The following is a 22,456-nucleotide window of genomic DNA, read 5'->3' as shown; positions in this document are numbered from 1 at the left end:
TCGGCAATTGAATTTGCCGATGTGGCAAACTGGATGCCGTGGATGAGGATCTGGATCACGCGTTGGATGCCGTGGGGCCGCGGCTGCGTGCGCTGCGCAAGCAACGCGAGACCACGTTGAACGACCTGTCGGCGGCCACCGGGATCTCGGTGAGCACGCTCTCACGGCTGGAATCGGGCACCCGCCGGCCCACCCTCGAACTGCTGCTGCCGCTGGCCAGGGCCCACGGCGTGACCCTGGACGAACTGGTCGGCGCACCGCCCACCGGCGACCCGCGCATCCACCTGCGTCCGGTCACCCGTTTCGGGATGACGATGCTGCCGCTGACCAGGCGCGCAGGCGGCATCCAGGCCTACAAGCTGGTCATCCCCGCGGGCAGCGACAGGCGCGTACCGGAACCGAAGACCCACGAAGGCTACGAATGGCTCTACGTGCTCAACGGCCGGTTGCGGATGGTCCTCGGTGAGCACGATCTGATTCTGGCCCCCGGTGAGGCCGCCGAATTCGACACCAGGGTGCCGCACTGGTTCGGCGCCGCCGACGAGCATCCAGTCGAGTTTCTGAGCCTGTTCGGCAAACAGGGCGAGCGCGCCCATCTGCGCGCTCGCCCTGCTGCCCAGGAGTAGCCCCCGACTCAGCCGCGTCCGAACAAGCTCCCCCGTCGCTTGGTGCCACCGGCCCGTCGCTTCGTCCGGTCGCCGAGTTCGGCGCCGCGTTCCTTGGCCACGTCGGCGAGCGCGGCGCCGCGGTGCCTGGCGCGGTCGCTCAGTTCCGCGCCGCGATGCTTCGCCAGGTCGCCGAGTTCGGCGCCGCGTTCCTTGGCGACCTCGGCGAGCCCGGCGCCGCGGTGCCTGGCCAGGCTGCCCAGTTCCGCGCCGCGATGTTTGCCGCGGTCGCCGAGTTCGGCGCCGCGTTCCTTGGCCACGTCGGCCAGTTCGGCGCCGCGATGCCTGGCCACCTCGGCCAGTTCGGCGCCACGATGCCTGGCGACTTCGGCGAATTCCGCCCCACGCTCCCTGGCGGTGAGCGCCAGCGGTGCGGTGCGTTCCCTGGCGGTCTCGGCCAACGGGACCGCGCGTTCCTTCGCCACGCCGACCAGGGCCGCGCCGCGCTCCTTGGCGGCCGCGGCCCATTCGGGGCCGTGCGTCTGGACGGTCTCGGCGAGCTCGGATCCTTTGGCCGCGGCGACCGTGCCGAGTTCCTTCGCCCGCTCGGCGGCGTCGTGCGCGTAGTGCTGCAGCGCCTCCCCGGTGCCCGCGCTCGCGCTCGCCCCGAAGGGCAGGGCGGCGGAGACGGTGGCGGCGGCGCTGCGGGCGGCCCGCTTCCCGCGCCAGCCGAGCGACGGCTTGCCTTCGGTGTCGGCCCCGGCGATGAGCAGGCCACCGAGCAGACTCACGTCCTTGAGGAACGCCGTGCGTTTGGCGAGCTTCTTGTCCGGGTCCGGCTCGGCCCAGAAGTTCTGCTGGGTGACCGTCGAAGGCAGCACCGAAGCGGCCAGCACGATCGAAGCCAACCGTGGTGCCTTGTTGAGCGCCAACAGCACACCGCCGGAGACCTGCGCTACGGCGTTGACCTTGATGACGGTGTCCGGGTCGGCGGGCAGCCTGCTCGCCACGCTCTCGGGAAGCGCGGCCGCGGCTTTGGCGCGCGGCTCGGGGTTCATCAGCGTGTCGACCCCGTCGTAGACGAAAGCGGTCGCCAGCAGCGGTCGGGCAAGTCGGCGCAGCAACATGGAACGTCACCCCTTCCTCGGTGGTTTATCCCGGGGCGGATTCCCTGGTCCGGACCTGTCAAACACACCGAGGTCGGCGGCGGGTCACCGCGCGCGCAGGAACTGCCCGGTGCGCCGGACCCCCAGCGTCTCCGCGGCGACGCCGTTGCCGAAGACGTACTCACCGCCGACGAACACGGCCTCGACCGCGGCGTCGTCGCGGTTGACCATGCGCTCGAGGCCGCCGTACTGCGCGACCGGCGCCTCGGCGTAGGCGTCCAGCTCCGCGTCGAGGTGGGCCGGATCGAGCAGCACCAGATCGGCGCGGTCGCCTTCGCGCAACCGGCCCGCGTCGATGCCGTACCACTCGGCGAGTTCGCCGGTCAGCCGGTGCACGGCGCGTTCCATCGACAGCACCGGGCGGCCCGCCTGCTCGGCGTCGCGCATCCGCCGCAGGAACCGCAGCCCGAAGTTGTAGAAGGCCATGTTGCGCAGGTGCGCGCCCGCGTCCGAGAAACCCATCTGCACGCCGGGGTCGGCCGCCAGACGGTCGAGCATCTCGGGTCGGTGCCCGGAGATGGTGGTCCGCCAACGCAGCTTCTCGCCGTGCTCGACGACGAGGTCGAGGAAGGCGTCCACCGGATGCAGCCCGCCGCGATCGAGACCGACCTGGCCGAAGGACTTGCCGACCACCGCGGGATCGGGGCAGGCGACGATCTCGGCGTCGAAGAAGTCGCGGTGCCAGACCCGCGGGCCGAACTTCTTGTCGTAGTCCTTGCGGAAGCGCCGCCGGTACCGCGGGTCGGCGAGCATCTCGCGGCGCTGCTCGACCTGGTGGGACAGGTGCATGGCGGCCGCGCCGGAACCGAATTCTTCGAAGATGACCAAGTCGATGCCATCGGCGTAGACCTCGAACGGCACCGGCAGATGCTGCCAGCGGAAGTTCGCCCCGAGACCGTTGAGCACCTTCGACATCACCGCGAAGATCCGGATCACCGGCAGCGCCTTGAGATCGGCGGCCGAGAGCAGGCTGACCTTCAACGACCTGCGCCACAGCCCCAGGCTGGTGGCCGCCATCACGGCGATGGTGTGCGGCCGCGAGGCGTCCGGTCCGCCTTGGAGCACCCGGCCGCGCTTGCGCAGAATCGAGGTGAGCCTGCGCTTCTCCCTGGCGGGCGCGAACGTCGACGGAAGGGTGCGCGAGCGGCAGAATTCCCCGTCGAGCTTGTCGAAGCGCAACTGCTGTGACGACATGCCGACGAAGCCCGCGTCGAGCGCTTCGGACAGCCACCGCGCCATGGTGTCCAGTTCGGCGGCGTTCGGGCGTACGTCCGAGCGCGTGGCGCGGTCCAGGCCCATGGCGGCCGCGCGCATGTCGGAATGCCCGATGAACGCCGCCACGTTCGGGCCCAGCGGCAGTTGCTCGAGTGCTGTCGCGTACTCGGCCGCGCTGGTCCAGGACTTGAATCTGTCGACGGCGTCGATGACATGGCCGCGCGGGATCGCCTCCACCCGGCCGAACAGATCGCCCGCGGTCTCGGCGCCCACGTGCACCGTGGAGATGGAACAGGACCCGATCAGCACGGTGGTGATCCCGTGCCGCAGCGATTCGGTCAGTGCGGGGGAGCCGAGGATCTCGACGTCGTAGTGGGTGTGGATGTCGAGCATGCCGGGCAGGACCCATTTGCCGGTGCCGTCGATGATGCGCGGGCAGCCGGTTTTGTCCAGCGGCGCGGCCGAGACCGAGGCGACCCGGCCGTCGCGCAGCCCGATGTGGCGGATCGCCGAGGGCGCACCGGTGCCGTCGAACCAGCGGGCGTTCTCGATGATGGTGTCGTACATGGTGATCCGATCCTCAGAGGGCGGTGAATGTTTCGGCCAGGCCCGCGCGCACGACTTTGCCGGTCGCGTTGCGCGGCAGGGGGACGGTGGTGATCCGCCACCGAGCGGGCACCTTGTAGTAGGCCAGTCGCTCGGCGGCGAACGCGCGCAGTTCTTCGGCCTCGACGGGGGAGTCCTCGACGGGGGAGTCCGCGGCGGCTGCGTCCTCGGTGCAGTCGGTGTCACGCACCACGACGACTGCGGCGACCTGCTGACCGAGATCGTCGTCGGGCAGGCCGACCACCGCGCACTCCACGACCGCGGGATGCTCGTCGAGACAATGCTCCACCTCGGTCGGGTAGATGTTCTCCCCGCCGCGCAGGATCAGGTCCGAGCGCCTGCCGGACAGACGGAGCATGCCGTTGTCGACCGTACCGAGGTCACCGGTGCGCAGCCACCGATCGGCGGTGATCGCGGCGGCGGTGGCGGCCGGGTCTTCCCAGTAGCCGAGCATGACGTAAGGACCGCGCACCCAGACCTCGCCCTCGACGCCCTCGCCCGCGGGCTCGCCGTTCCCGTCGCGGATGTCGAGTTCCACTCCGATGATCGGCCTGCCGACGGTGTCGGGGAACTCGGCCAGTTCGGCAGGGGTGGCGAGGGTGGCGGCGGTGGCGCATTCGGTCATGCCGTAACTGGTGGACAGCGCCGTGCGCGCGACCGGGATCCGCTCGCGCAACCGCTGGTGCAGGGCGGCGGGGGAGGGGGCGGAGTTCAGCGACAGCGAGGTCAGCGAGGACAGATCATGACGCTCGACCTGCGCGGCGAGCAGTCGGTGCACCATCGTCGGCATGGCGCCCCAGTTGGTGATGCGCTCGCGTTCGATCAGGCTCGCCACCCGCTCGCCGTCGAACGCGCCGCGATAGAGGACGGCGGTGTCGCCGGTCGCCATCCGGGGCAGCACCAGGTTGTGCAGGCTGGCGATGTGGAACAGCGGGGAGGTGAGCAGGAAGCGCCTGCCCATGGGGGCGCCGTCGTGCACGCGGCCGACGAACGCGGCGGCCAGCGCGTCGTTGAACCGGTGATGGTCGATGACCGCGATCAGATTGCGGTGCGAGTGGGTGGCGCCCTTCGGGCGGCCACTGGTGCCGCTGGTGTAGAGGACGACGGCCGGGTCGTCCTCCGCCACAGCGGTGTCGGGGAGACCGGCCCCGGCGTAGTCCGCCGACAGCGCGGGCACGTCGTGCTCGACGCTCAGCACCGGAACCGCGTGGTCGACCTCGGCGAGACGCTCGGCGCGCGCGGCGTCGGCAACCAGCACGGCAGGGCGGGTGTGGTCGAGGGCGTAGGCGATCTCCCTGGGCGTCCACCAGGCGTTGTAGCCGACGGCGACGGCGCCGAGGCACTGGCAGGCCCAGAACACCTCCACCCATTCGGGGCAGTTGGCGGCCAGGATCGCGACCCGGTCGCCCTTGCCGACGCCGTATCGCTCCCGCAGCGCGACGGCCAGCGCCGCCACCTCGGCGAGATGGTCGACATAGGTGATACGCCGTTCGCCGTCGACCAGGTATTCGCGTTCGCCCAGCCGCGCCGACTCGGTGAGAACCGCGCGCAGCGAGCGGTGCCTGCGCCGGAACACGCGCAGCGGCACACCGAGGACATCCTCGGACCCGAGTTCGAACGGCTCGCCTGGGCCGGTCAGCCGGGCGACCAACTCGGCACGCAACCCCTGCCGGTCGGCGTCCGCCGTCGCGGCGGGACCCGTCGCGCGCGAACGCGACGCCGCGAGTTCCGGCTCGATGGACGGCTGCGGCATGGTCGAACACGGCATGGTCGGATACGGCGTCGAATGCGCCCCGCTGGAGTGCGGCGATTCAGAAGCCGGGCCGGAGGGAGCCGGGTCAGTGGGGTTCGGCATCGTGCCACCCTTCGCATTCGCTGTGTGTACCGACGGCGGTCACGGCACCAGCACCGCCCGCCCGCGTACCAGGCCGCGATCGAGCCGGTCCAGGGCTTCGCGGCCGTCGGTGAGTTCGTAGGGTTCGACCTCGACGTGCAATTTGCCCGACTGCGCCAAGGCGATGGATTCGACCAGGTCCGAGCGGGTGCCGCCGTAGGACTTGCGCACGGACGCGCCCCACGGCCAGCCCGCCTTGCCCGCGGGCGCCGAGGTGATCTCCGGGGCGCCGCCACCGAGTCCGATCATTCGGTAGGCGCCGTTGGGCGCCACCGACTCCACCGCCAGCCGGACCGTCTGGTCGACGCCGACGAAGTCGAACACCGCTTCGGCGCCACGCCCGCCGGTGCTGTCCAGGATCCTCGCGGCGGTGTCGTCGTCGATCACCACGCCCTCGTCCGCGCCGTTGGCCGTCGCCAGGGCCAGCTTGTCCTCGCTGACATCCACCGCGACGATCCTCGCCGCCGTGGTGGCGGCGAGGATCTGTACCGCCATGTGCCCCAGACCGCCGACGCCGATGACCACGGCCGTCGCCCCGGGCAGCAACTGGTCCCTGGCTCCGGCGACAGCGTGATAGCTGGTCAGCGCGGCATCGGCCAGCGGCGCGGCCTGCAGCACATCGAGGTCGCCGATCGGTACGAAGGCGCGTGCCGGGATGCGCACGTACTCCGCCATCCCGCCGTCCCGGTCGAGTCCGGGGCAGGGCGGGATGGCGGCGCGACCGGCGGCGAGACAGACATTCTCGTTCCCGCGCAGGCACTCTCGGCACACACCGCACGACCAGCACGGATACACCACTCCCCGGGCGCCGACCACCGGTGTCGCGACCGCGGCGCCGACCGCCTCGACGGTGCCCGAGATCTCGTGGCCGAGGGTGAACGGTTCGGCGCACCGCGGCTCTGTCAGCGTGACGATGCGCAGATCGGAATGACAGATGCCTGCCGCGCCCACGCGCAACAACACTTCGGCGGGGCCGATGTCGGGGACCGGCACCGTGCGAAGCTCGAGGGTGCCCGGTCCGGTCACCTGAAGTGCGTGCATCAATAGGATCGTCCTTGCGCGAATGTGACGTGGGCAATAAGTTAACAGTGTTCGCGGGGGCGGCGCCAGGGACCGGAAGAGGCGCTCGCACCCGCCGCCTGTGCGCGCTGTCGGTGTCGTGCGGCATCATCTGGGGCACGCAGCCGTCCCATGATCGTCCGGAGTCCCCATGCCCTCACCGCGAAACAAGCCCACGCCGTTGTCGGACAGCGAGATACAGCACATCGCCGCGGAGATCGCGGCGGGCCGCCCACCGATGGTGTGGTTCACCGCCGCCGCCGTCGGGGTGGCCGAAGGACGGTCGGGAAAGGTTGTGGCACTCGGTGATCCGGCCGAGGGCGACTTCTTGCAGGTGCGTCCCACCGGTTCCAGGGACGTGCTGTCGTTCTCCCCGGTCGAAGTGACCGTCACCAAGCCGCCTCGCGAGAAGGCGGCCGCCGCACCCGGGCGGGCCGAGCCCGCGCCGAGAAAGGAAACCCCTGTGACCCAGCCGCCGAGCCCGACGAGCGCACCCGTGGCCAAGGAGAGCGCGCCGCGTCCCGCCCAGGACGCCGCGAAGACTCAGCCCGCGAAAACCGCTGCGCCCGCACCGGACCCGGCCGCGTCGAGCAGGCCCGCCGCCAAGGCCGCGAAGGCCCCGGCCCGCAAGGCGAAGGCGCCCGAGGTGTCGGTCACCCTGGCAGGCACCGCCGACGGCGAATGGACCGTGGAGGTCGTCACCGGCAAGAAGCGGTCGGTGCGCGGTCTGCCGGTGAGCAGCGCCGCCGTCGCCCAGGCCGCCAAGCTGCTGCACCCGGAGGTCGCCGAGGTCGTCGCCGGCATCCTCGACGCTGCCAGGGAAGCGCAGCTGGCGAAGGTCGCGCAGCTGCAGGCCGAGCTGGAAGCCGCCAAGCGCGCACTCGAGGACCTCGACTCCTGATCCCGCGCCCCGGCGTGTTCAGCCCACGCGCCCGGCGGTCTGCTTTCCGGTGCGCCGAAGCCAGGCGGTGAGCGTGGCGCCGGCACCGGCGTCCGGGCAGTGGACGCCACTCGGGCCCGCCTCACCCGGGGCCGACCTGCGCGCGGCGGAGACGGCCGCGGGGCGCTCGGGCATCGAGATCGCCGACCCATCCACTCCCGACGCGGTGGACCGCGGCGTAGGCGTCGGTTCGGCCGTCGCCCGATCGGACGGGGTGCGCGCCGGTCGGTGGGCACGGCTCCGGCCGGGCAGTCCGGCGAGGCGGGGACAGATGTCGTCCGCCGCGTGCAGCCGAGCGTCCGCACGATCGGTGTCGAGGTCGGCGACGACGGCGTTCGGGTGGAACGCGTAGCCGAGCGCCCGTTCCTTGGCGTAGTACATGGCCGCGTCCGCTTCGCGGATCAGGTCGTCGACGAGCATGCCGTGCCTGCGGCTCTGCGTACTCGCGATGCCGATGCTCGCGGTCACCCGCACTGATCCGGCGCTGAGCGCGAACGGCGTGGTGAATGCCTCGAGCAGGCGCTCGGCCAAGGCGGCCGCCTGCTGCGCCGGGAACGGGGTGAGCACCACGAACTCGTCGCCGCCGTAGCGGGCGACCACGGGATCGCGGCCTGCCACCCGGCGGATGCGGGCAGCGGCGTCGGCGATCAATTCGTCGCCGACGGCGTGGCCGTAGCTGTCGTTGACCCGCTTGAAGTCGTCCAGATCGATGAAGAGCAGACCGAGTGGCCCCGGCCGGGGTGAAGTGTGCTCACGCGAGTACACCCGCAACAGCGCCGACCGATTCAACAGACCGGTCAGCATGTCGTGATCGGCCTGGTACTGGGCGCGACGTTCGCTGCGCAGACTGCGCTGGATGGCGCGCTCGCTGCGCACGAGCACCCCGATCAGCAGGAGAGCGAACAGCGACGACACCACGACGCGGTCGACGGTGTCCAGGTGGGAACCGAGCACCGGCACCAGTGCCGCCACGATCAGCGCACCCGCGATCAGGCTCGCCCGCTGCCGGGATCGGTGCGGGTGGACACGACGCGGCCCACCCAGCGCCGCCATGGTCGGGTGCAGGGCCGCGATCCCGATCGCCGCATAGGCCAACAGCGTCGGTGTGCGCTGGCCGGCCAGGTCGACCTGCGCCAGACCGGCGCGGTCCAGATTGCGCATCAGGTCGCCGGCGAGCGCGGCGGACAACCCCAGATGCAGCAGCCGAAGAGATGCTTCCGAATGCCCCACCGTGGCCACCGAGTGTGCGAGGAAGGCCAGCAGCATCGCGTCCAGCAGCGGATGACAGACCACGAGCGCAGCGGACACCGGGGTGGCCGAACCCATCGCGGGCGAGATCAGGAAGGGCCAGGAGGCGAGCATGGCGGCGAGGCCGATGAGAGCGGAGTCCAGCGCCAAGTCGTAGTCGCCGCGCCGCCTGCGTGTCCGCAGCCAGGCGGCGACTGCCAGCGCCATGACGAAATACGCGGCGAGAAGGCACAGATCGGCGCCGTGCGCGGCGGCCGCGCCGAAGTCCTGCGAGGTCGAACTCGCCGCGAACAGGACCGCCGAGCCCGCCAGCAGGTACCACGGCAGTGGCTGCCTGGGCCGGTACCTGCGCAACCCGCGGCCGATCATGACCAGCGTGCCCGTCACCACGATCAGCATCGTCGCCAGGGACAGCCGGCGCCCGCCGACCAGCAGGGGGAGGGCGATCACCGTGGAGCAGACAGCGAGAAGTGCTATCCCACAGAGTGTTTCGAGCTTTCCCAGTGCTTCGAGCACGCCCGGGCGAGATCCCGGAGCTGTTTCGTTCATTGTCATCAACCCCCCTCGGCCCTGACGACGCGGTCATCCGTGCGGCAGACTGATCGGCACTCCTCCACGGCGGCATCGATCTCTCGATACCAGAGTGTCGATATCGAGGCCCCGACGACGTTGTCGAGAGAGAAAGCGATGCTGTGAACAGCCGTCCCGGCCGAGCGCTGTGGACAGGTCGAGCGGACCTGGACAACTGATCTGATAATGGCACGGACCCGGCCACGGCGGGATCGATTGCGGCGAATGCCCGCCCACGGTTCACCGGGGCTGATGCCGTTCGGTTGCCAGGAGCAGAATGGGTCGGGTGGACACGTGGGTCGCGCCGGGCAGGGTGAACATCATCGGCGAGCACACCGATTACAACGACGGATTCGTGCTTCCCGTCGCGCTGCCGCTGGTGACGCGGTGTACCGCTCGCCTGAGCACCGACGCGACGGCTCGGATCACTTCCCGGCAGCGTCCGGGTGAGCCACTGGCGGTCGCGATCGAGGAGATCGCCGAGGCGCGGGAGCGAATTCCTGGTTGGGCACGCTACATCCTGGGCGTGGTCGGCGAGTTCCGTGCGCGCGGGCATGCGGTGCCCGGTATCGAGATCGAGGTCGACGGCGCGGTGCCGATCGGGGCCGGGCTGTCGAGTTCGGCGGCGCTGACATGTTCTGTGGCACAGGCGATGCGAGATCTGTGCGCACCCGGCCTCGGCGTCCGTGAACTCATCGATATCGCCGCCTGCGCGGAGAACCGGTACGCGGGCGCGCCCACCGGGATACTCGACCAGTCGGCGGCGCTGTTGTGCACCGCCGGGCATGCGTTGTTGCTCGATGTGCGGCGCTTCACCGCGGTGGGCGCTCGCGGCGACGACGGCTGTGAGCAGATCCCTTTCGAGCTCGCGGAGTCCGGATCGGCTCTGCTCGTCGTGGACACCGGCGAACCGCACGAGAACGCCGGTGGAGGGTACGCGCGGCGGCGCGCGGAATGCGAAGCCGCAGCACAGGAATTGGGTGTGCCCGCGTTGCGCGACGTCACGGCGCTCGGTGAGCTCGGCCGGATCACCGACCCGGTGCTGCGGCGGCGGGCCAGGCATGTGGTGACCGAGAACGCGAGAGTGCTGGCGGTCGCCGAGTGCTTGCGCGGCGGCGCCGATCCCCGGGAGATCGGGCCGATCCTCGTCGCGGCGCATACCTCGCTCCGCGACGATTTCGAGGTCTCCACGCCCGCCTCGGACGAGGTGGTGGACGCGGTGCTGGCAGCGGGGGCGTACGGAGCCAGGATGGTGGGCGGCGGTTTCGGCGGCAGCGTCGTCGCTCTGGTCGACCGCGACCGCTCGGCGGCCGTCGCGCGCGCGGCCGGGGAACGCCTCGTCGCGGCAGGCCACCGGAAGCCTGTCGGCTCGACGGTGATTGCGTAGCCGTGCGGATTCCGCGGCCGCGCACCCGCTCCGCCGGTGGCCGCCTGACGGACACACGCCGAAGCCGCGGCGCGCGGCCGCGGCTCCGGCATGTCAGCGGACCTACGGTGTGCCCGGGCGCGGGATGTCGCCGCCCGGTCGCGGCATGTTGCCACCCGGCCGCGGGATGTCGCCGCCCGAGCGCGGCATATCGCTCCCCGGACGGGGGATGTCGCCGCCCGGCCGCGGCATGTCGCTCCCCGGGCGGGGGATGTCGCCGCGCCACGCGCCGGTCTCGTATCCCTGGCTCTCGATGAACTCCTTGAAGCGCTTCATGTCACCGTTCACCCGATGCTTCAGGATGCCGAGTTTGTCGGCGGCGTTCTCCACGAAGCCTTCCGGGTCGACGTCCATCTGCGCGGTCACCCTGGTGTGGGTGTCGTCGAGACGGTGGAAGGTGATCACGCCCGCGTGGTTGGGCCCGGAGTCGGACTTCCACGCGATGCGCTCGTCGGGATGCTGTTCGGTGATGGTGGCGTCGAACTCCCGCGTGGACGGCCCGACGTGAACGCGCCAGTGGGTGTGCCGGTCGTCGAGTTGACGGACGGTCTCCACGCCTTCCATGAACTGCGGGAAGGACTCGAACTGCGTCCACTGGTTGTAGGCGGTGCGGACAGGAACCTCGACGTCCACGGTGGCGGCCATCGTGCTCATGCGAACCCCTTTCCTCGATTACGGGTCACCAGGTCGGCTACCCGGGCGCCGACCGCGCAAACGGACCTCTGGCGGCCTCAGGCGATCAATCCGGTGTGCCGGCGACCGGTCACCCACCTCGGCAGCAACGCGCCCAGCCCGACCATGCCCAGCCCGAGAGCGAAGTGCAGCCAGTTGTCCGCGGTGTTCACCGGAACGAAATTGGCCGAGCTGTCCTGGTCGATGACCAGTCCGTACAGCCACAGGGCCAGATAGATGATGCCACCGATGACGAGGAAGCCCGTGGCCGTGCGCGCCGCGCGTGCGGCCAGTACGCCGGCGACGCCGAAGGCCAGATGCACGAGGTTGTGCAGGATCGAGACTTCGAACACGCCGAGCAGCTTCGCCTCGGAGTGGTGACCCGCCCACTCCAAGGTGTCGTAGTTCGTGGTGATGCCGGGGATGAACCCGAGAATGCCGATCAGCAGGAACGTCGCGCCGACGACGAACGCGGCGATTCGGACCGGTGACCACTGATTCGTCCTGGTGGTGGAATCGAATGTTGCCATGACGGTGCCCTTTCATTGCCGTGTCGTACGGAGTGCTGGGCGAGCTACCCGGTCGCGCATACGACAAACCCCGGCGTCGCGCGGACGCCGGGGTTCGTGTGTCGTGCCGCCCCTGATCGGGCGGCCGGGTCACTTGGCGGGCGGGGTGAACGGCTGGTTGATGGTGGTGAAGTACTGCAGCGCGGCGCCGACGGCGACGGGTGCGGTGACCAGGATCTGCCCGGCCAGCGTGCCCAGTGCGCCGACGGCGAGGATGCCGCCCACACAGCCGACAGCGGCGGCCGGGATGAACGGACCGAACAGACCCACGATGGTCGCCGACGCCACGGTGGCTCCGGCGATGCCGCCGAGGACGCAGCCGATCGCACCGCCGCCCAGCCCGCCGACCAGGGTGCCGATGCTGGCGCCCATGCCGATGGTGCTGGTCATCCGCGACCAGGCGGCCTGCTCACGTTCGTACTCGGACTTCCACGGCGCGGAGTTCTCGTAGGGCAGCGCGACCGGGGTGTAGACCGCCTTGGCCGGGTCGAGCTGCGGAGTGAGGGTGGCGCGATCTCCGTCGATGTCGGCGGCGATGGGGAAGGTGAAATCGTCGAGGGTGAAGTGCAGCGGGGTGGCCGCGACGACAGTGCCGTCGGCTGCGGTGATCTGCAGGTTCTCGTCCTCGACGCGCAGTGCGCCGCCGGTGATCTCGATGACGGAGGCGGTGTCGGTGGCGTGTGCGGAGAAGCCCACCGTCTGCTGGTCGGCGGGACGATCCTGCGCGGGTGCGGCGATGGCGGTTCCCGCGGTCACGCCGAGGGCGGTGAGCACAGCGGCGGTGGTGAGGGCGAAACGGTCGAAACGCATGAGAAATCGAATTCCTTCGTCGGAGGGCGGCACGGTCCGTGGCCGCCGTCGGACGCGACAGGGCGCGCCGCGACGGCCGTGCGGAAACGGCTGCCGTCGGTGGAGTTGCCGGGGCAGGACCCCGGAGATGTTCAGGATGTTGTCAGGACCTGCGGGTGTCAGGACGCCGCGGCGCCGAAACGCTGTCGTAGACCGATGAGGGTGTCGATCACCAGGAACCCGAGCAGGCTCAGGCCGACCAGCGGCACGAACCAGCCGACGACCACGGTCGCGGCGAGCAACGGGAGCACCAGCCACAGCGAGCTGCCGCGCAGCGCACCGCGGCGTGGAGCCCGGCCGAAGGCGAAGCGCCCGGCGTCCCTGGTCGGCCTGCGCTGCCACCACATCCGGTAACCGAGCACGATCACCACGACGAGTCCGATCATGGCGGCGAGCAGCAGCAGTTGGTTCGCCAACCCGAACATCAGGCCCATGTGGAACTGGATGCCCCAGTTGGTGAGTTTCGCCATCAACGGCCAATCGGCGTAGTCGAGTCGATCGGTGATCGCTCCGTTGCGCCCGTCCACGGCGACCGAGTCGACGGTGTAGATCCCGGGCAGCCGCCGTTCCTTCACGGCATAGGCGCGATCGGCCTTCTGGGGCACGGTGATCTCGGCGGCCTGAGTGATACCCGCCGCCCGTGCCGCCGCGTAGGCGCGGTCGATCTCCTGCGCGCGCGAGCCGGAATCGGCCGAGGCGCCACCGACGTGACCGCCACCGTGATGCTGGTGGTCTCCGCTCGGACCGGCCGCGGGCGCGCCCTCGCCGAGGGAGGTGCTCACCGCCGGTGTGGTCCAGCTGAGCTGGGCGCGTAGATCGCCGATATTGGCGCCGGCATAGGTCGACCATGTCATGCCGGTCACCGACAGCAGCGCCGCTAGCGGCAGGATCCACATGCCGATCGCGCCGTGCCAGTTCATGTTCCGCAGTCGGCCCCCTCGGCTGCGGTCGGGCGCCAGCAGCCACGCCGAGGAACTCCGGGATCGGCGGGTACGGACCCGCCGCCACCACAGCGCGAGACCGGCCAGGGCCACGATCCAGAGCCAGGAAGCCGCCAGTTCGCTGTAGAGCCGACCGGGCTCGCCCAGGTGCAGATCCCGGTGCAGGCGGTCGATCCAGGTGCGCAGGGGCAACGCGCCGGAACTGCCGTAGACGACAGATTCGCCGATCGGTTCGGCGGTGTACGGATCGACGAACACCGCGTGCCGCTCCGACTCACCGAGTGCGGGATCGGCGAAGATCACCCGCGTGGTATCGGTCGCGCCGGGTGCCGGGGAGACCGCCACCAGCGCGAGATCCGGGCGCAGCGCGGTGGCGGCGTCGATCTGCTCGGCCAACGGCCGTGGCGCACCGGTCTGATCCACGGTCAGCAGGTCGCGGGAGACGAACTGCTCCAGGGTCGGCGAGATCGCGTAGAGCGCGCCGGTGACCGCCGCGACCAGGATGAACGGGGCCACGAAGACTCCGGCGTAGAAGTGCAGTCGCATGGCCAGGGCCTGCACACCCCGCCGCCCGGAGTTCGGCTCGGCCCGGCTCTCCCGCCTCGAGTCGGTTGCTCCGGTACCGGCCGCTGTCGCGGGCAGGTGCGGCTCGGCCGGGGAGGTCGGGTCCGGTGTCGAATCCGGGCCGGACATCGACGCGGTGCGCTCCGGCGCCTCGGACGAGGTGACCGACGCTCGGGTCGGTGTCGCCGCGTCCGCGTGCTGCGTACGCGCCTTGTCGGACAACGGGGATGTGGTGTCCGACGGCGGTGTGGCGCCTTGTGGCGCTGTGGGATCGGCGCCTGGCGGCGGCATCGGACTGGTGCCCGGCGGCGGTATGGGACCGGTGCCGGGCGCCGGAGATTCTGTTGTTTTCACAGTCTTCTCGTTCTGAAGAGGGATCACCCGGTGTCGTCGCGCGCTGGGCGTACGGGACCCCGCCGAACACGAAAGGCGCTCGGCCACGGTGTGACTCGTCCGCACTGCCGCACTGCCGCACTGCCGCACTGCCGCACTGCCGCACTGCCGCACTGCCGTGCGCGGGCGCTCGGCAGCGCGGCTTCCCGGTCGGCGGAGGAGCTTCGCGGTCGGCGAATCATCCGCTGGTCGGCGAATCAGCCGCGGTCCCCGCGTCCCGAATATGCAGACGGGGGATCGAGGCGCGCGCGGATCCGAGTGGATCTACGCGGTTCCGGCGCCGTGACAGCGTGCGAGGAACGGGCGCGGCCGAAGGGCGCGCACCGGGTGGAGTGGAATCAGGCGAAGACCGGGCCGGGCGGGGCGCGCGTGCGCAACGCCCTGGCAGCGAACACACGCAGAATGACGCGGTCTCGATACCGGGTGCGCAGCAGGGCGGGTTCGAAGGACACCGGGAGTTCGCGACGCAGCGGGAGTGCTCGCGCCAGCACAGTGGTGCCGATGCGGTAGGCCGCCTCCGCGCCGCGGATGACCATGGCGGCGAACAGGGCCGCGAGCACATGCGCGGTCAGCATCTGCCGGCTCATCAGGTCGGCGCCGTGCTGGGCGTGGCCGGAGCCGAAGCCGAGAGTGACGTGGCCGAGGAGTTGGCCCGCGATCAGCGCGGCTACCAGACCGGAGGTGGTGTTGCGCAGTGGGCCGATACCGGCGACCAAGGCGCCGACGACTGCCGATGCGGCGGCGAGCAGCGCCAGAGTGGAACTGCCTGGCGCCGCGGTGGCGGCGGCCCAGCCGTGCGCGGCGATGGACACCGCGCCGGAGACCGCGCCCGCCGACCCACCACGCAGGCGAGCGACGGCGTCACGACGCCACGCTGCCGACCGGTGGATGCTGCTCTGCACCGGCTGATGATAGCGGATAGCGCCACAGGCGCTCGAGCGCTGCGACAGGACCGGTTCTCGCCGGTGCACTCCGGCGGAAACGACCGAGCGGAGCGGCTTTCAGGGCCGCTCCGCTCGAATCGAACAGAGAACTCGGGCGAGCCGAGATCGGTGTAATGCGGTCAGGCGTTGATGTCGTACTCGACCAGCGTGCGACGCAGCAGCTTGCCGGTGGCGTTGCGCGGCAGATCGTCGAGGAAGACGACGTCGCGCGGCACCTTGTAGCGGGCCAGGTTGCCCTTGACGTAGGCCTTGATCTCCTCGCCGTCGGGCTGGGGCTTGCCCGGCTCGGGCACGATGAACGCCCGCAGGCGCTTGCCGAACTCCGCGTCGTCGACGCCGACGACCGCCGCGTCGAACACGTCCTCACGCTCGAGCAGCAGGTTCTCGACTTCCTGCGGGTAGACGTTCTCGCCGCCGGAGACGATCATGTCGTCGTCGCGGCCGTCGACCATGAGCAGACCCTGGTCCTGGAAGTGGCCCATGTCGCCGGTGGACATGTAGCCGTCGATGATCTGCTTGTGCCTGCCGTCGGTGTAGCCCTCGAAGGGTGCGCCGCTGCGGACGAAGATGCGGCCGGTGACGTTCTTGCCCTCGACCCGCTGATCGTTCTCGTCGTAGAGCCGCACGTCGCAGGTGACGGGCGGACGTCCGACCGTACCCGGTGCGATCGCCAGTTCGTCCGGCTTGGCGATGGTGGCGATGGCGACCTCGGTGGAGCCGTAGAGATTGTGGACCACCGGGCCGAACACCTCGGCCGCGCGGATCGACAGCTCGGGGGAGAGCGCCGAGCCGGCGAGGATGATGGCCTTCAGCGAGGAGGTGTCGTACTTGGCGAGCACTTCCGCGGGCAGCTCCACCATCCGATGCAGCATGGTGGGTACGGCCACCAGGATGTCGGCCTTGTGGTCGGCGACCATCTTCAGCGTGGCCTCGGCGTCGAAGCGGCGCCGCATGACGATCTTGTTCGCCAGGATCGAGCCGATGAGCCAGGTGCCCAGGCCGGTGCTGTGGAAGATCGGCGAGACGATCACCATCGTGTCGAACTTCTGGAACGGCATCCGGTCGAGGAACTGCGCGGTGGCGAACGGCGAGACCTTGGTGCGCGGCGCGCCCTTGGGCAGGCCGGTGGTGCCGCTGGTGAGGATGATGAAGCCGCCGGGGGTACTCGGAGGCGGCAGTTCCTCGGTGGAGTTCTCCGCGATCAGATCGTCGAAGGTCTTCGTGCCCGAGGGGATTTCGGTGCCCTCGTCGACCCAGGTGAGGTAGCGGGGCAGCTCCGGCGGCAGCGCGTCGAGCAGGTCGAGGAATTCGCTGTCGTGCAGCACCGCCTGCACCTTCTCGCGCGCGCAGACCTCGGCGAACTGCGGTTTGGCGAAGCCGGTGTTCATCAGCGCGATGCGCGCGCCCAGCTTGCCCGCCGCGATCTTGGACATGAGCAGACCGCGGTGGTCGCGGGCCAGCACGGCCACGACGGTGCCCTCGGTGATGCCCGCCGCCTGCAGACCACGGGCCACAGCGGTGGACTGGTCGTCGAGTTCGCGGTAGCTCAGCTCACCGCGCTCGTCGACCAGGGCCGGGCGATCCGGGGCGATCCGGGCGGAATGGCGGACAGCGGCTGCCTGCGGGCCCATCTGGCGGACTTCCCGAAGGTTCTGCACCGTCTCCTTCGGATTGGTGAGATCGGCGATTCCGCGCGAACTCAGCAACCGCACAGCCTTGATGGTTTCCAGCGTGTGCGCCAGGTTCACCACTTACACCTCCACTGAACCGTCGCGTCGGCCCTTTGACCTAGCGATATCGAACGGCATGTGCGGCTACCGTAGCAGCAGATGGTGTGGCCGGTCACACACAAAGGCGACAAAGCGGGCGAGGCCACATTGTGAAGTTACTTTCCGGTAGCAACGAATGGACCACATGGTTCACATTGCGGGAAATCGCCGAATTCCGCGACGAGGCGGCAGGGGGTCGCGGGAGTCGAACATACGCGTTGACCGTCTCGACGGCTGTGTAATACATGGCCATCCCATGCGCGATTGACCTGATGTCGCAGGGATGGGAGCGCGGGATGAAGAAATCGTCGATTCGATCGAAGTGGTTGTCGGAGCTGCTGGTGAGTCTTGCGGTGACAATCGCGCTGATCGCAGGTGCGCTGGCCTTTTTCGACATTCTCTGGCGGGAGGGGCGGACCGAGCCGGGCATGATGATCATCGAGGCGCCGGTCGTCTCCGTGCCGTGGAGCCCGGACGGTCGGCCCAACGGCGCGAACTGACCGCCCGTACGGCAACCCCGGCGTCGAGCAACCCAGACGAAGGCTTAGGCGAGCCTGTCGGAAGGCGCCCTGTCGGAAACCGAAAAACCGGTGCGAGTCGGAGAATCGACCTGCACCGGTTCCGTTGTCGGACCTGCTACTTCAGCTCGGCGCTCGTCTTGCCCAGCACCCGGCGGGCGACGATGAGCTGCTGGATCTGCTGGGTGCCTTCGAAGATGTCCAGAATCTTCGAGTCGCGGCCCCACTTCTCCAGCAGCAGGTTCTCCGAGTAGCCCAGGGTGCCCGCCAGCTCGACGGCCTTGAGGGTGACGTCGGTGCCGGTGCGGCCCGCCTTGGCCTTCGACATCGAGGCCTCCAGCGAGTTCGGCTTCTTGTTGTCGGCCATCCACGCCGCGCGCAGCGCCAGCAGGTAGGCGGCCTCGTAATCGGCCTCCATCCGCAGGAATTCGGCGGCCGCGGCGTGCTGGTTCATCGCCGGGGTGTCGTAGGAGACCTCGACGCCCGCGCCCTCGAGCAGGCGGCGCAGTTCCTCGAGCGCGGCGCGGGCCACGCCGATGGCCATCGCGGCCACCAGCGGGCGGGTGTTGTCGAAGGTCTGCATGACCCCCGCGAAACCCTTCTCGACGTTGACTTCCGGGCTGCCGAGGATGTTGTCGGCCGGGATTCGGCAGTCCTGCAGCAACAGCACCGCGGTGTCGGAAGCGCGGATACCGAGCTTGTGCTCGAGGCGAGCGACCGACAGGCCGGGGGCGTCGCGCGGCACGACGAACGACTTGATCGCCGCGCGGCCCTTGCTCTTGTCGACCGTGGCCCACACGACGATGTGGGTGGCGCGCTGGCCCGCGGTGACGAAGATCTTCTCGCCGTTGAGCACCCACTCGTCACCGTCGCGCACGGCGGTGGTGCTCACGGCCGCGGAGTCGGAGCCGAAGGACGGCTCGGTGATCGCCATCGCGGCCCACACCTTGCCGAAGCGCTGCAGCTGCTCGTCGGTGGACACCGCCGCGATCGCCGCGTTGCCCAGCCCCTGGTAGGGGATCGACAGCATCAGGCCGACATCACCCCAGGAGGTCTCCAGGGCGTTGAGCAGCGCGGACATATTGCCGCCGTTGTTGTTTCCGCCCGTTTCGGCGGTGTCGGCGCGGCCGCCGGTGGCTCCGCTGATCTTCTGGGTGCCGGAGTCCGACAGGCCCTCGACCATGGCGGCCATGGTGTCGAGTTCCTTGGGGTACTCGTGCTCGGCCAGGTCGTACTTGCGCGAGATGGGGCGGAAGATCTGCGCGGCCACCTGATGCGCCTGGTTGGCGCCGGCCCGCAGCTTCTTGGGGAGTTCGAGATTGATCATGGGGAGGGTCTCCTGAAAGAACTGGTCGAGCCGGTCAGATGAGGGCGACGCCCTCGGCGACGCCGATGGCGCGCAGATCGCGGTACCAGCGCTCGACTGGGTGCTCCTTGGTGAAGCCGTGCCCGCCCAGCAGCTGCACGCCGTCCAGGCCGATCTTCATGCCCTTGTCGGTGGCCAGCTTGCGGGCCAAGGCGGCTTCGCGGCCGAAGGAACGGCCCTGTTCGGCGCGGGCGGCGCCGCGCAGGGTGACCAGGCGCAGGCCGTCGAGTTCGATGGCGATGTCGGCGACCATGAAGGCCACCGCCTGCCGGTGCGAGATCGGCTCGCCGAACGCCTCACGCTCGTTGACGTAGGGGATCACGTAGTCGAGCACGGCCTGACCGGTGCCCACGGCGAGGGAGGCCCAGCCGAGGCGGGCCAGCCGCACCGCGTCGGCGTACTCCTCGGCGCGGGCGATCGGATCGGCATCGCCCAGCACGGCGTCGCCGGAGACCGCGACGTCGTCGAGGATCAGTCGGCCCAGGCCGGCGGCGCGCAGGCCCATGCTCGGGTCGGCCTCCACCACCAGGCCCTTGGCCTCGGACTCGACGATGAACAGCGCGGGGCGGCCGTCGAGTTCGGCGGCGATCAGGAACAGTTCGGCGTCGGCGGCGGCGGGGACCAGGCTCTTCACGCCGTTGAGGCGGTAGCCGCTGGGCGAGCGGGTGGCCTTGGTCTGCAGCGCGAACGGGTCGAACAGCGGACGCGGCTCGGCGATGACCACCGAAGCCTGCGGCACGTTCTCGCCGGCGAACGCGGGCAGGTAGGTGCGCTGCTGGGCGTCGGTGCCCCACTGCGAGAGCGCGACCGCGACGCCGCTGGGTGCCAGGATCGGCAGCGCCAGACCCATGTCGCCGTGCGCGAGCGCCTCGGCGACCAGCGCGTTGGTGACCGCGCCGCGTTCGGTGGCCACGCCGTCGAGTTCTTCGGGCACATTGATGACGGTGATGCCGAGCTCGGCGGCGCGGGCGACCAGGTCGGCGGGCGCCTTGGTCTCGGCGTCTGCCGCGGCGGCGGCCGGGCGGATGATCTCGGCGGCGAAATCCTTCACCGTCTCGACGATCATCTGCTGGTCGTCGGTGGGGGTGAGGTCGAAGAAGTCCTTGGTCTTGGACTCGTTGTCGGGCAGTCGCTGGGGCGAGCCGTTGCCCGAGACCTTCTTGAACGCCCTGGTGGCCGCGCCGAGGGTGCGGAAGCCGCTCTTGGTGCTCTCGTAGGTGACGCGCTCGATCGGCTTGCGCAGGTTGTATTTCTCGACGAGATCGGAGCCGGTGATCGTCGTCATGACTCGCATCGCCGTGCCCATCCAGTCCCGCTTGGGCTGGTTCAGGCCGACGGCGGAGTCGTCGCTGCGTCCGTTCGCGGGACGTCGCTTCGTCGCGCTGTCTCGGGTGCTCATCATCACCTGTTTTCTGCTGGGGTGGGGTGAGGTCAGGATGGTCTTCCTACTCCTGAGTAATACCTACCTTACTCCAGAGTAAGAACGCCGTCGAGTCGCCCGGGTGGCGGTAGGTGGATCGTCGCGAAGGATTTCTGAAACAAAGCCACTTCAGAAAGGGGTCGATTCCGTTACGGTGTCGGCATCGTCCCCCTGAAACGGAGGTCTTGTCCATGAGAACTGGTGTGGTACCAGCAGTGAGACGAATAGCGGCGGTGGCGGGCATAGCGCTCGCGGCCGGGCTGGTGTGGGCGCCCGCTCAGGCGGCGCCCGGCCTGCCGCTGGTGCCCGCGGAAGTCGACATCGACCCGGGCGGCCCGCAGGTGGATTTCGGTTCGGGAGGACCGATGTTCGACCTGGGATCGGGCGAAGGTGGCGTCGGCGCCGACCTCGGCTCGGGCGAGGCCCAGTTCCCGCCGTCCGGCTCGTCCTCCGGCTCCGGCGACTCCGGGTCGGCATCGGGATCGGGCGGCTCCGGGTCCGCCTCCGGATCGGGACTGCCCACCGGCTCGGCGGGCTGATTTTCCGGCGGGTTCCTGCCAGCGGCCGGTTCCCGCGGAGAAGGGCGCCGGGGCGGGCTGGTGATGAGGGCTGGTCGATTCGGCCCCGGGATCGGTGCCTGCCGTTGCGCTGCGCCGCGGCCCGGCTCACTTCCGCCCCGGATCGCCGGCGTCGCTCGTCGCGCGGCGGCGTCCCTGTGGCGGTGGGGGCCGGGTGTCAGGCGGGGCGCAGGCGGGCGATCACCTCGTCGTGCAGTAATCCGTTGGTGGCGAGAGCGTCACCGCCGTGCGGGCCGTCCACTCCGGCCAGCGAAGTGAACCGGCCGCCCGCCTCGCGGACCAGAATGTCCAGCGCGGCCAGATCCCACAGCGAGACCTCCGGCTCGGTCGCGATGTCGAGCGCGCCCTCGGCCAGCAGGCAATAGCCGAAGAAGTCGCCATAGCCGCGCACCCGCCACACCTCGTCGGTGAGGTCGATGAACTTCTCCCGCAGCCCGCGATCACGCCAGCCGGACAGGCTGGAGAATGCCAGGCTCGCCGCGGCCAGCTCACCCACCCGCGACACCGAGATCGGCTTGGGCGCGCCGGGGTGGAAACTCGTCCACGCCCCCGACCCGTTCGCCGCCCACCAGCGCCTGGCCAGCGCGGGCGCGCTCACCACCCCGACCACCGGAACGCCGTCGGAGAGCAGCGCGATCAGGCTGGCCCACACCGGCACGCCGCGCACGAAGTTCTTGGTGCCGTCGATCGGATCGATCACCCACTGCCTGCCGGTGAACTCCGCGTCGCCGCCGAATTCCTCCCCCAGCACGGCGTCCTCGGGCCGGGCGTGGGCGAGCAGGCGCCGCAGCGATGTCTCCACGGCCAGGTCCGCATCCGAGACGGGTGTCAGATCCGGCTTCGCGTCCACCTTCAGGTCGAGTGCGCCGAAGCGCGCCGTGGTGATGGCGTCGGCCTCGTCGGCGAGCCGCAACGCGAGTTCGAGATCGGAGGAGTGAGCAGCCACGGTCGCCCAGCCTATCGGCCGCCCACACCCAACCCCTGCTCGACTCGCACAACCACGACCCGTCGCCGGTATCTCGCCGAGTGCCGCGGCGAAGTCGGCTCGCCGAGCGTGGACGCCCCCGCCGACCCGGCCGACCGACACCTACGCCTCGATCTGGACAGCATGTCGGGTGCGTGCGCCTACGGGGGCGCCACGCCT

The 22,456-nt window shown here is 70.2% G+C and carries 18 protein-coding genes and 1 pseudogene; 5 read left to right on the top strand and 14 right to left on the bottom strand.

The features are described 5' to 3' along the window. Positions 1–29: 29 nt before the first annotated feature. Positions 30–626, top strand: coding sequence for a helix-turn-helix domain-containing protein (locus tag IU449_RS11020; RefSeq protein ID WP_228804423.1), 597 nt, complete (start codon positions 30–32; stop codon positions 624–626). 8 nt (positions 627–634) lie between these two features. Here IU449_RS11020 and IU449_RS11015 read toward each other — a convergent pair whose 3' ends face one another. The 4 genes from IU449_RS11015 to IU449_RS11000 all read right to left on the bottom strand — a co-directional run bounded on the left by IU449_RS11015 (position 635) and on the right by IU449_RS11000 (position 6,527). Next, positions 635–1,732, bottom strand: a complete 1,098-nt coding sequence (locus tag IU449_RS11015) for a DoxX family protein (protein ID WP_195001722.1) — start codon at positions 1,730–1,732, stop codon at positions 635–637. 84 nt (positions 1,733–1,816) lie between these two features. After that, on the bottom strand, positions 1,817–3,553 hold the full coding sequence (locus IU449_RS11010) for an N-acyl-D-amino-acid deacylase family protein (RefSeq protein WP_195001721.1): 1,737 nt from the start codon (positions 3,551–3,553) through the stop codon (positions 1,817–1,819). Between the two features lie 13 nt (positions 3,554–3,566). After that, positions 3,567–5,345, bottom strand: coding sequence for a class I adenylate-forming enzyme family protein (locus IU449_RS11005; RefSeq protein WP_195001720.1), 1,779 nt, complete (start codon positions 5,343–5,345; stop codon positions 3,567–3,569). A gap of 141 nt (positions 5,346–5,486) precedes the next feature. After that, on the bottom strand, positions 5,487–6,527 hold the full coding sequence (locus tag IU449_RS11000; protein ID WP_195001719.1) for an NAD(P)-dependent alcohol dehydrogenase: 1,041 nt from the start codon (positions 6,525–6,527) through the stop codon (positions 5,487–5,489). Positions 6,528–6,696: 169 nt separating this feature from the next. On the opposite strand from IU449_RS11000, the gene IU449_RS10995 reads away from it, so the two are divergent. Next, complete coding sequence (locus IU449_RS10995; RefSeq protein ID WP_195001718.1) at positions 6,697–7,446, top strand: DUF6319 family protein; 750 nt, start codon at positions 6,697–6,699, stop codon at positions 7,444–7,446. Between the two features lie 18 nt (positions 7,447–7,464). Here the strand turns inward: IU449_RS10995 and IU449_RS10990 are convergent, their stop codons facing one another. Then, on the bottom strand, positions 7,465–9,183 hold the full coding sequence (locus tag IU449_RS10990) for a GGDEF domain-containing protein (protein WP_324188179.1): 1,719 nt from the start codon (positions 9,181–9,183) through the stop codon (positions 7,465–7,467). Positions 9,184–9,589: 406 nt separating this feature from the next. Here IU449_RS10990 and galK point away from each other — a divergent pair, with 406 nt between their 5' ends. After that, positions 9,590–10,690, top strand: coding sequence for a galactokinase (galK, locus tag IU449_RS10985; RefSeq protein ID WP_324188178.1), 1,101 nt, complete (start codon positions 9,590–9,592; stop codon positions 10,688–10,690). A 240-nt stretch (positions 10,691–10,930) separates the two neighbouring features. On the opposite strand, the pseudogene IU449_RS10980 reads toward galK, so the two are convergent. The 6 genes and pseudogenes from IU449_RS10980 to IU449_RS10955 form a co-directional block, all read right to left on the bottom strand. Beyond that, a pseudogene (locus tag IU449_RS10980) lies at positions 10,931–11,383 on the bottom strand (SRPBCC family protein); the annotation flags it as partial. Between the two features lie 77 nt (positions 11,384–11,460). Further along, positions 11,461–11,931: a DUF4383 domain-containing protein gene (locus IU449_RS10975; protein ID WP_195001715.1), complete on the bottom strand. Its 471-nt coding sequence runs from the start codon at positions 11,929–11,931 to the stop codon at positions 11,461–11,463. Between the two features lie 129 nt (positions 11,932–12,060). Continuing rightward, positions 12,061–12,780, bottom strand: coding sequence for a hypothetical protein (locus IU449_RS10970; RefSeq protein ID WP_195001714.1), 720 nt, complete (start codon positions 12,778–12,780; stop codon positions 12,061–12,063). 158 nt (positions 12,781–12,938) lie between these two features. Further along, positions 12,939–14,453, bottom strand: coding sequence for a PepSY-associated TM helix domain-containing protein (locus tag IU449_RS10965; RefSeq protein WP_195002484.1), 1,515 nt, complete (start codon positions 14,451–14,453; stop codon positions 12,939–12,941). A gap of 602 nt (positions 14,454–15,055) precedes the next feature. After that, positions 15,056–15,619, bottom strand: a complete 564-nt coding sequence (locus IU449_RS10960) for a hypothetical protein (protein ID WP_195001713.1) — start codon at positions 15,617–15,619, stop codon at positions 15,056–15,058. Between the two features lie 161 nt (positions 15,620–15,780). Continuing rightward, complete coding sequence (locus IU449_RS10955; protein ID WP_195001712.1) at positions 15,781–17,409, bottom strand: acyl-CoA synthetase; 1,629 nt, start codon at positions 17,407–17,409, stop codon at positions 15,781–15,783. Between the two features lie 317 nt (positions 17,410–17,726). On the opposite strand from IU449_RS10955, the gene IU449_RS10950 reads away from it, so the two are divergent. Then, on the top strand, positions 17,727–17,930 hold the full coding sequence (locus IU449_RS10950; RefSeq protein WP_195001711.1) for a hypothetical protein: 204 nt from the start codon (positions 17,727–17,729) through the stop codon (positions 17,928–17,930). Positions 17,931–18,066: 136 nt separating this feature from the next. Here the strand turns inward: IU449_RS10950 and IU449_RS10945 are convergent, their stop codons facing one another. Together IU449_RS10945 and IU449_RS10940 are read right to left on the bottom strand one after the other, a co-directional pair. Beyond that, positions 18,067–19,275: an acyl-CoA dehydrogenase family protein gene (locus IU449_RS10945; protein ID WP_195001710.1), complete on the bottom strand. Its 1,209-nt coding sequence runs from the start codon at positions 19,273–19,275 to the stop codon at positions 18,067–18,069. Positions 19,276–19,309: 34 nt separating this feature from the next. Then, positions 19,310–20,719, bottom strand: coding sequence for an acyl-CoA dehydrogenase family protein (locus IU449_RS10940; RefSeq protein ID WP_416382126.1), 1,410 nt, complete (start codon positions 20,717–20,719; stop codon positions 19,310–19,312). 230 nt (positions 20,720–20,949) lie between these two features. On the opposite strand from IU449_RS10940, the gene IU449_RS10935 reads away from it, so the two are divergent. Then, a complete protein-coding gene (locus IU449_RS10935) occupies positions 20,950–21,273 on the top strand; it encodes a hypothetical protein (RefSeq protein WP_195001708.1) in 324 nt (107 codons plus the stop codon). 196 nt (positions 21,274–21,469) lie between these two features. On the opposite strand, the gene hisN is transcribed toward IU449_RS10935, so the two are convergent. Then, on the bottom strand, positions 21,470–22,258 hold the full coding sequence (hisN, locus tag IU449_RS10930) for a histidinol-phosphatase (RefSeq protein WP_195001707.1): 789 nt from the start codon (positions 22,256–22,258) through the stop codon (positions 21,470–21,472). Between the last annotated feature and the right edge of the window lie 198 nt (positions 22,259–22,456).

The organism is Nocardia higoensis (assembly GCF_015477835.1).
GTDB classification, from domain to species: domain Bacteria; phylum Actinomycetota; class Actinomycetes; order Mycobacteriales; family Mycobacteriaceae; genus Nocardia; species Nocardia higoensis_A.
This window is presented reverse-complemented; position numbering and strand designations above follow the sequence as displayed.

Bases quoted from the DNA above. Each gene is read 5' to 3' on its own strand.
- IU449_RS11015 (WP_195001722.1), bottom strand. From the start codon at position 1,732: ATGTTGCTGCGCCGACTTGCCCGACCGCTGCTGGCGACCGCTTTCGTC.
- IU449_RS11010 (WP_195001721.1), bottom strand. From the start codon at position 3,553: ATGTACGACACCATCATCGAGAACGCCCGCTGGTTCGACGGCACCGGT.
- IU449_RS11005 (WP_195001720.1), bottom strand. From the start codon at position 5,345: ATGCCGCAGCCGTCCATCGAGCCGGAACTCGCGGCGTCGCGTTCGCGC.
- IU449_RS11000 (WP_195001719.1), bottom strand. From the start codon at position 6,527: ATGCACGCACTTCAGGTGACCGGACCGGGCACCCTCGAGCTTCGCACG.
- IU449_RS10995 (WP_195001718.1), top strand. From the start codon at position 6,697: ATGCCCTCACCGCGAAACAAGCCCACGCCGTTGTCGGACAGCGAGATA.
- IU449_RS10975 (WP_195001715.1), bottom strand. From the start codon at position 11,931: ATGGCAACATTCGATTCCACCACCAGGACGAATCAGTGGTCACCGGTC.
- IU449_RS10970 (WP_195001714.1), bottom strand. From the start codon at position 12,780: ATGCGTTTCGACCGTTTCGCCCTCACCACCGCCGCTGTGCTCACCGCC.
- IU449_RS10965 (WP_195002484.1), bottom strand. From the start codon at position 14,453: ATGTCCGGCCCGGATTCGACACCGGACCCGACCTCCCCGGCCGAGCCG.
- IU449_RS10950 (WP_195001711.1), top strand. From the start codon at position 17,727: ATGAAGAAATCGTCGATTCGATCGAAGTGGTTGTCGGAGCTGCTGGTG.
- IU449_RS10945 (WP_195001710.1), bottom strand. From the start codon at position 19,275: ATGATCAATCTCGAACTCCCCAAGAAGCTGCGGGCCGGCGCCAACCAG.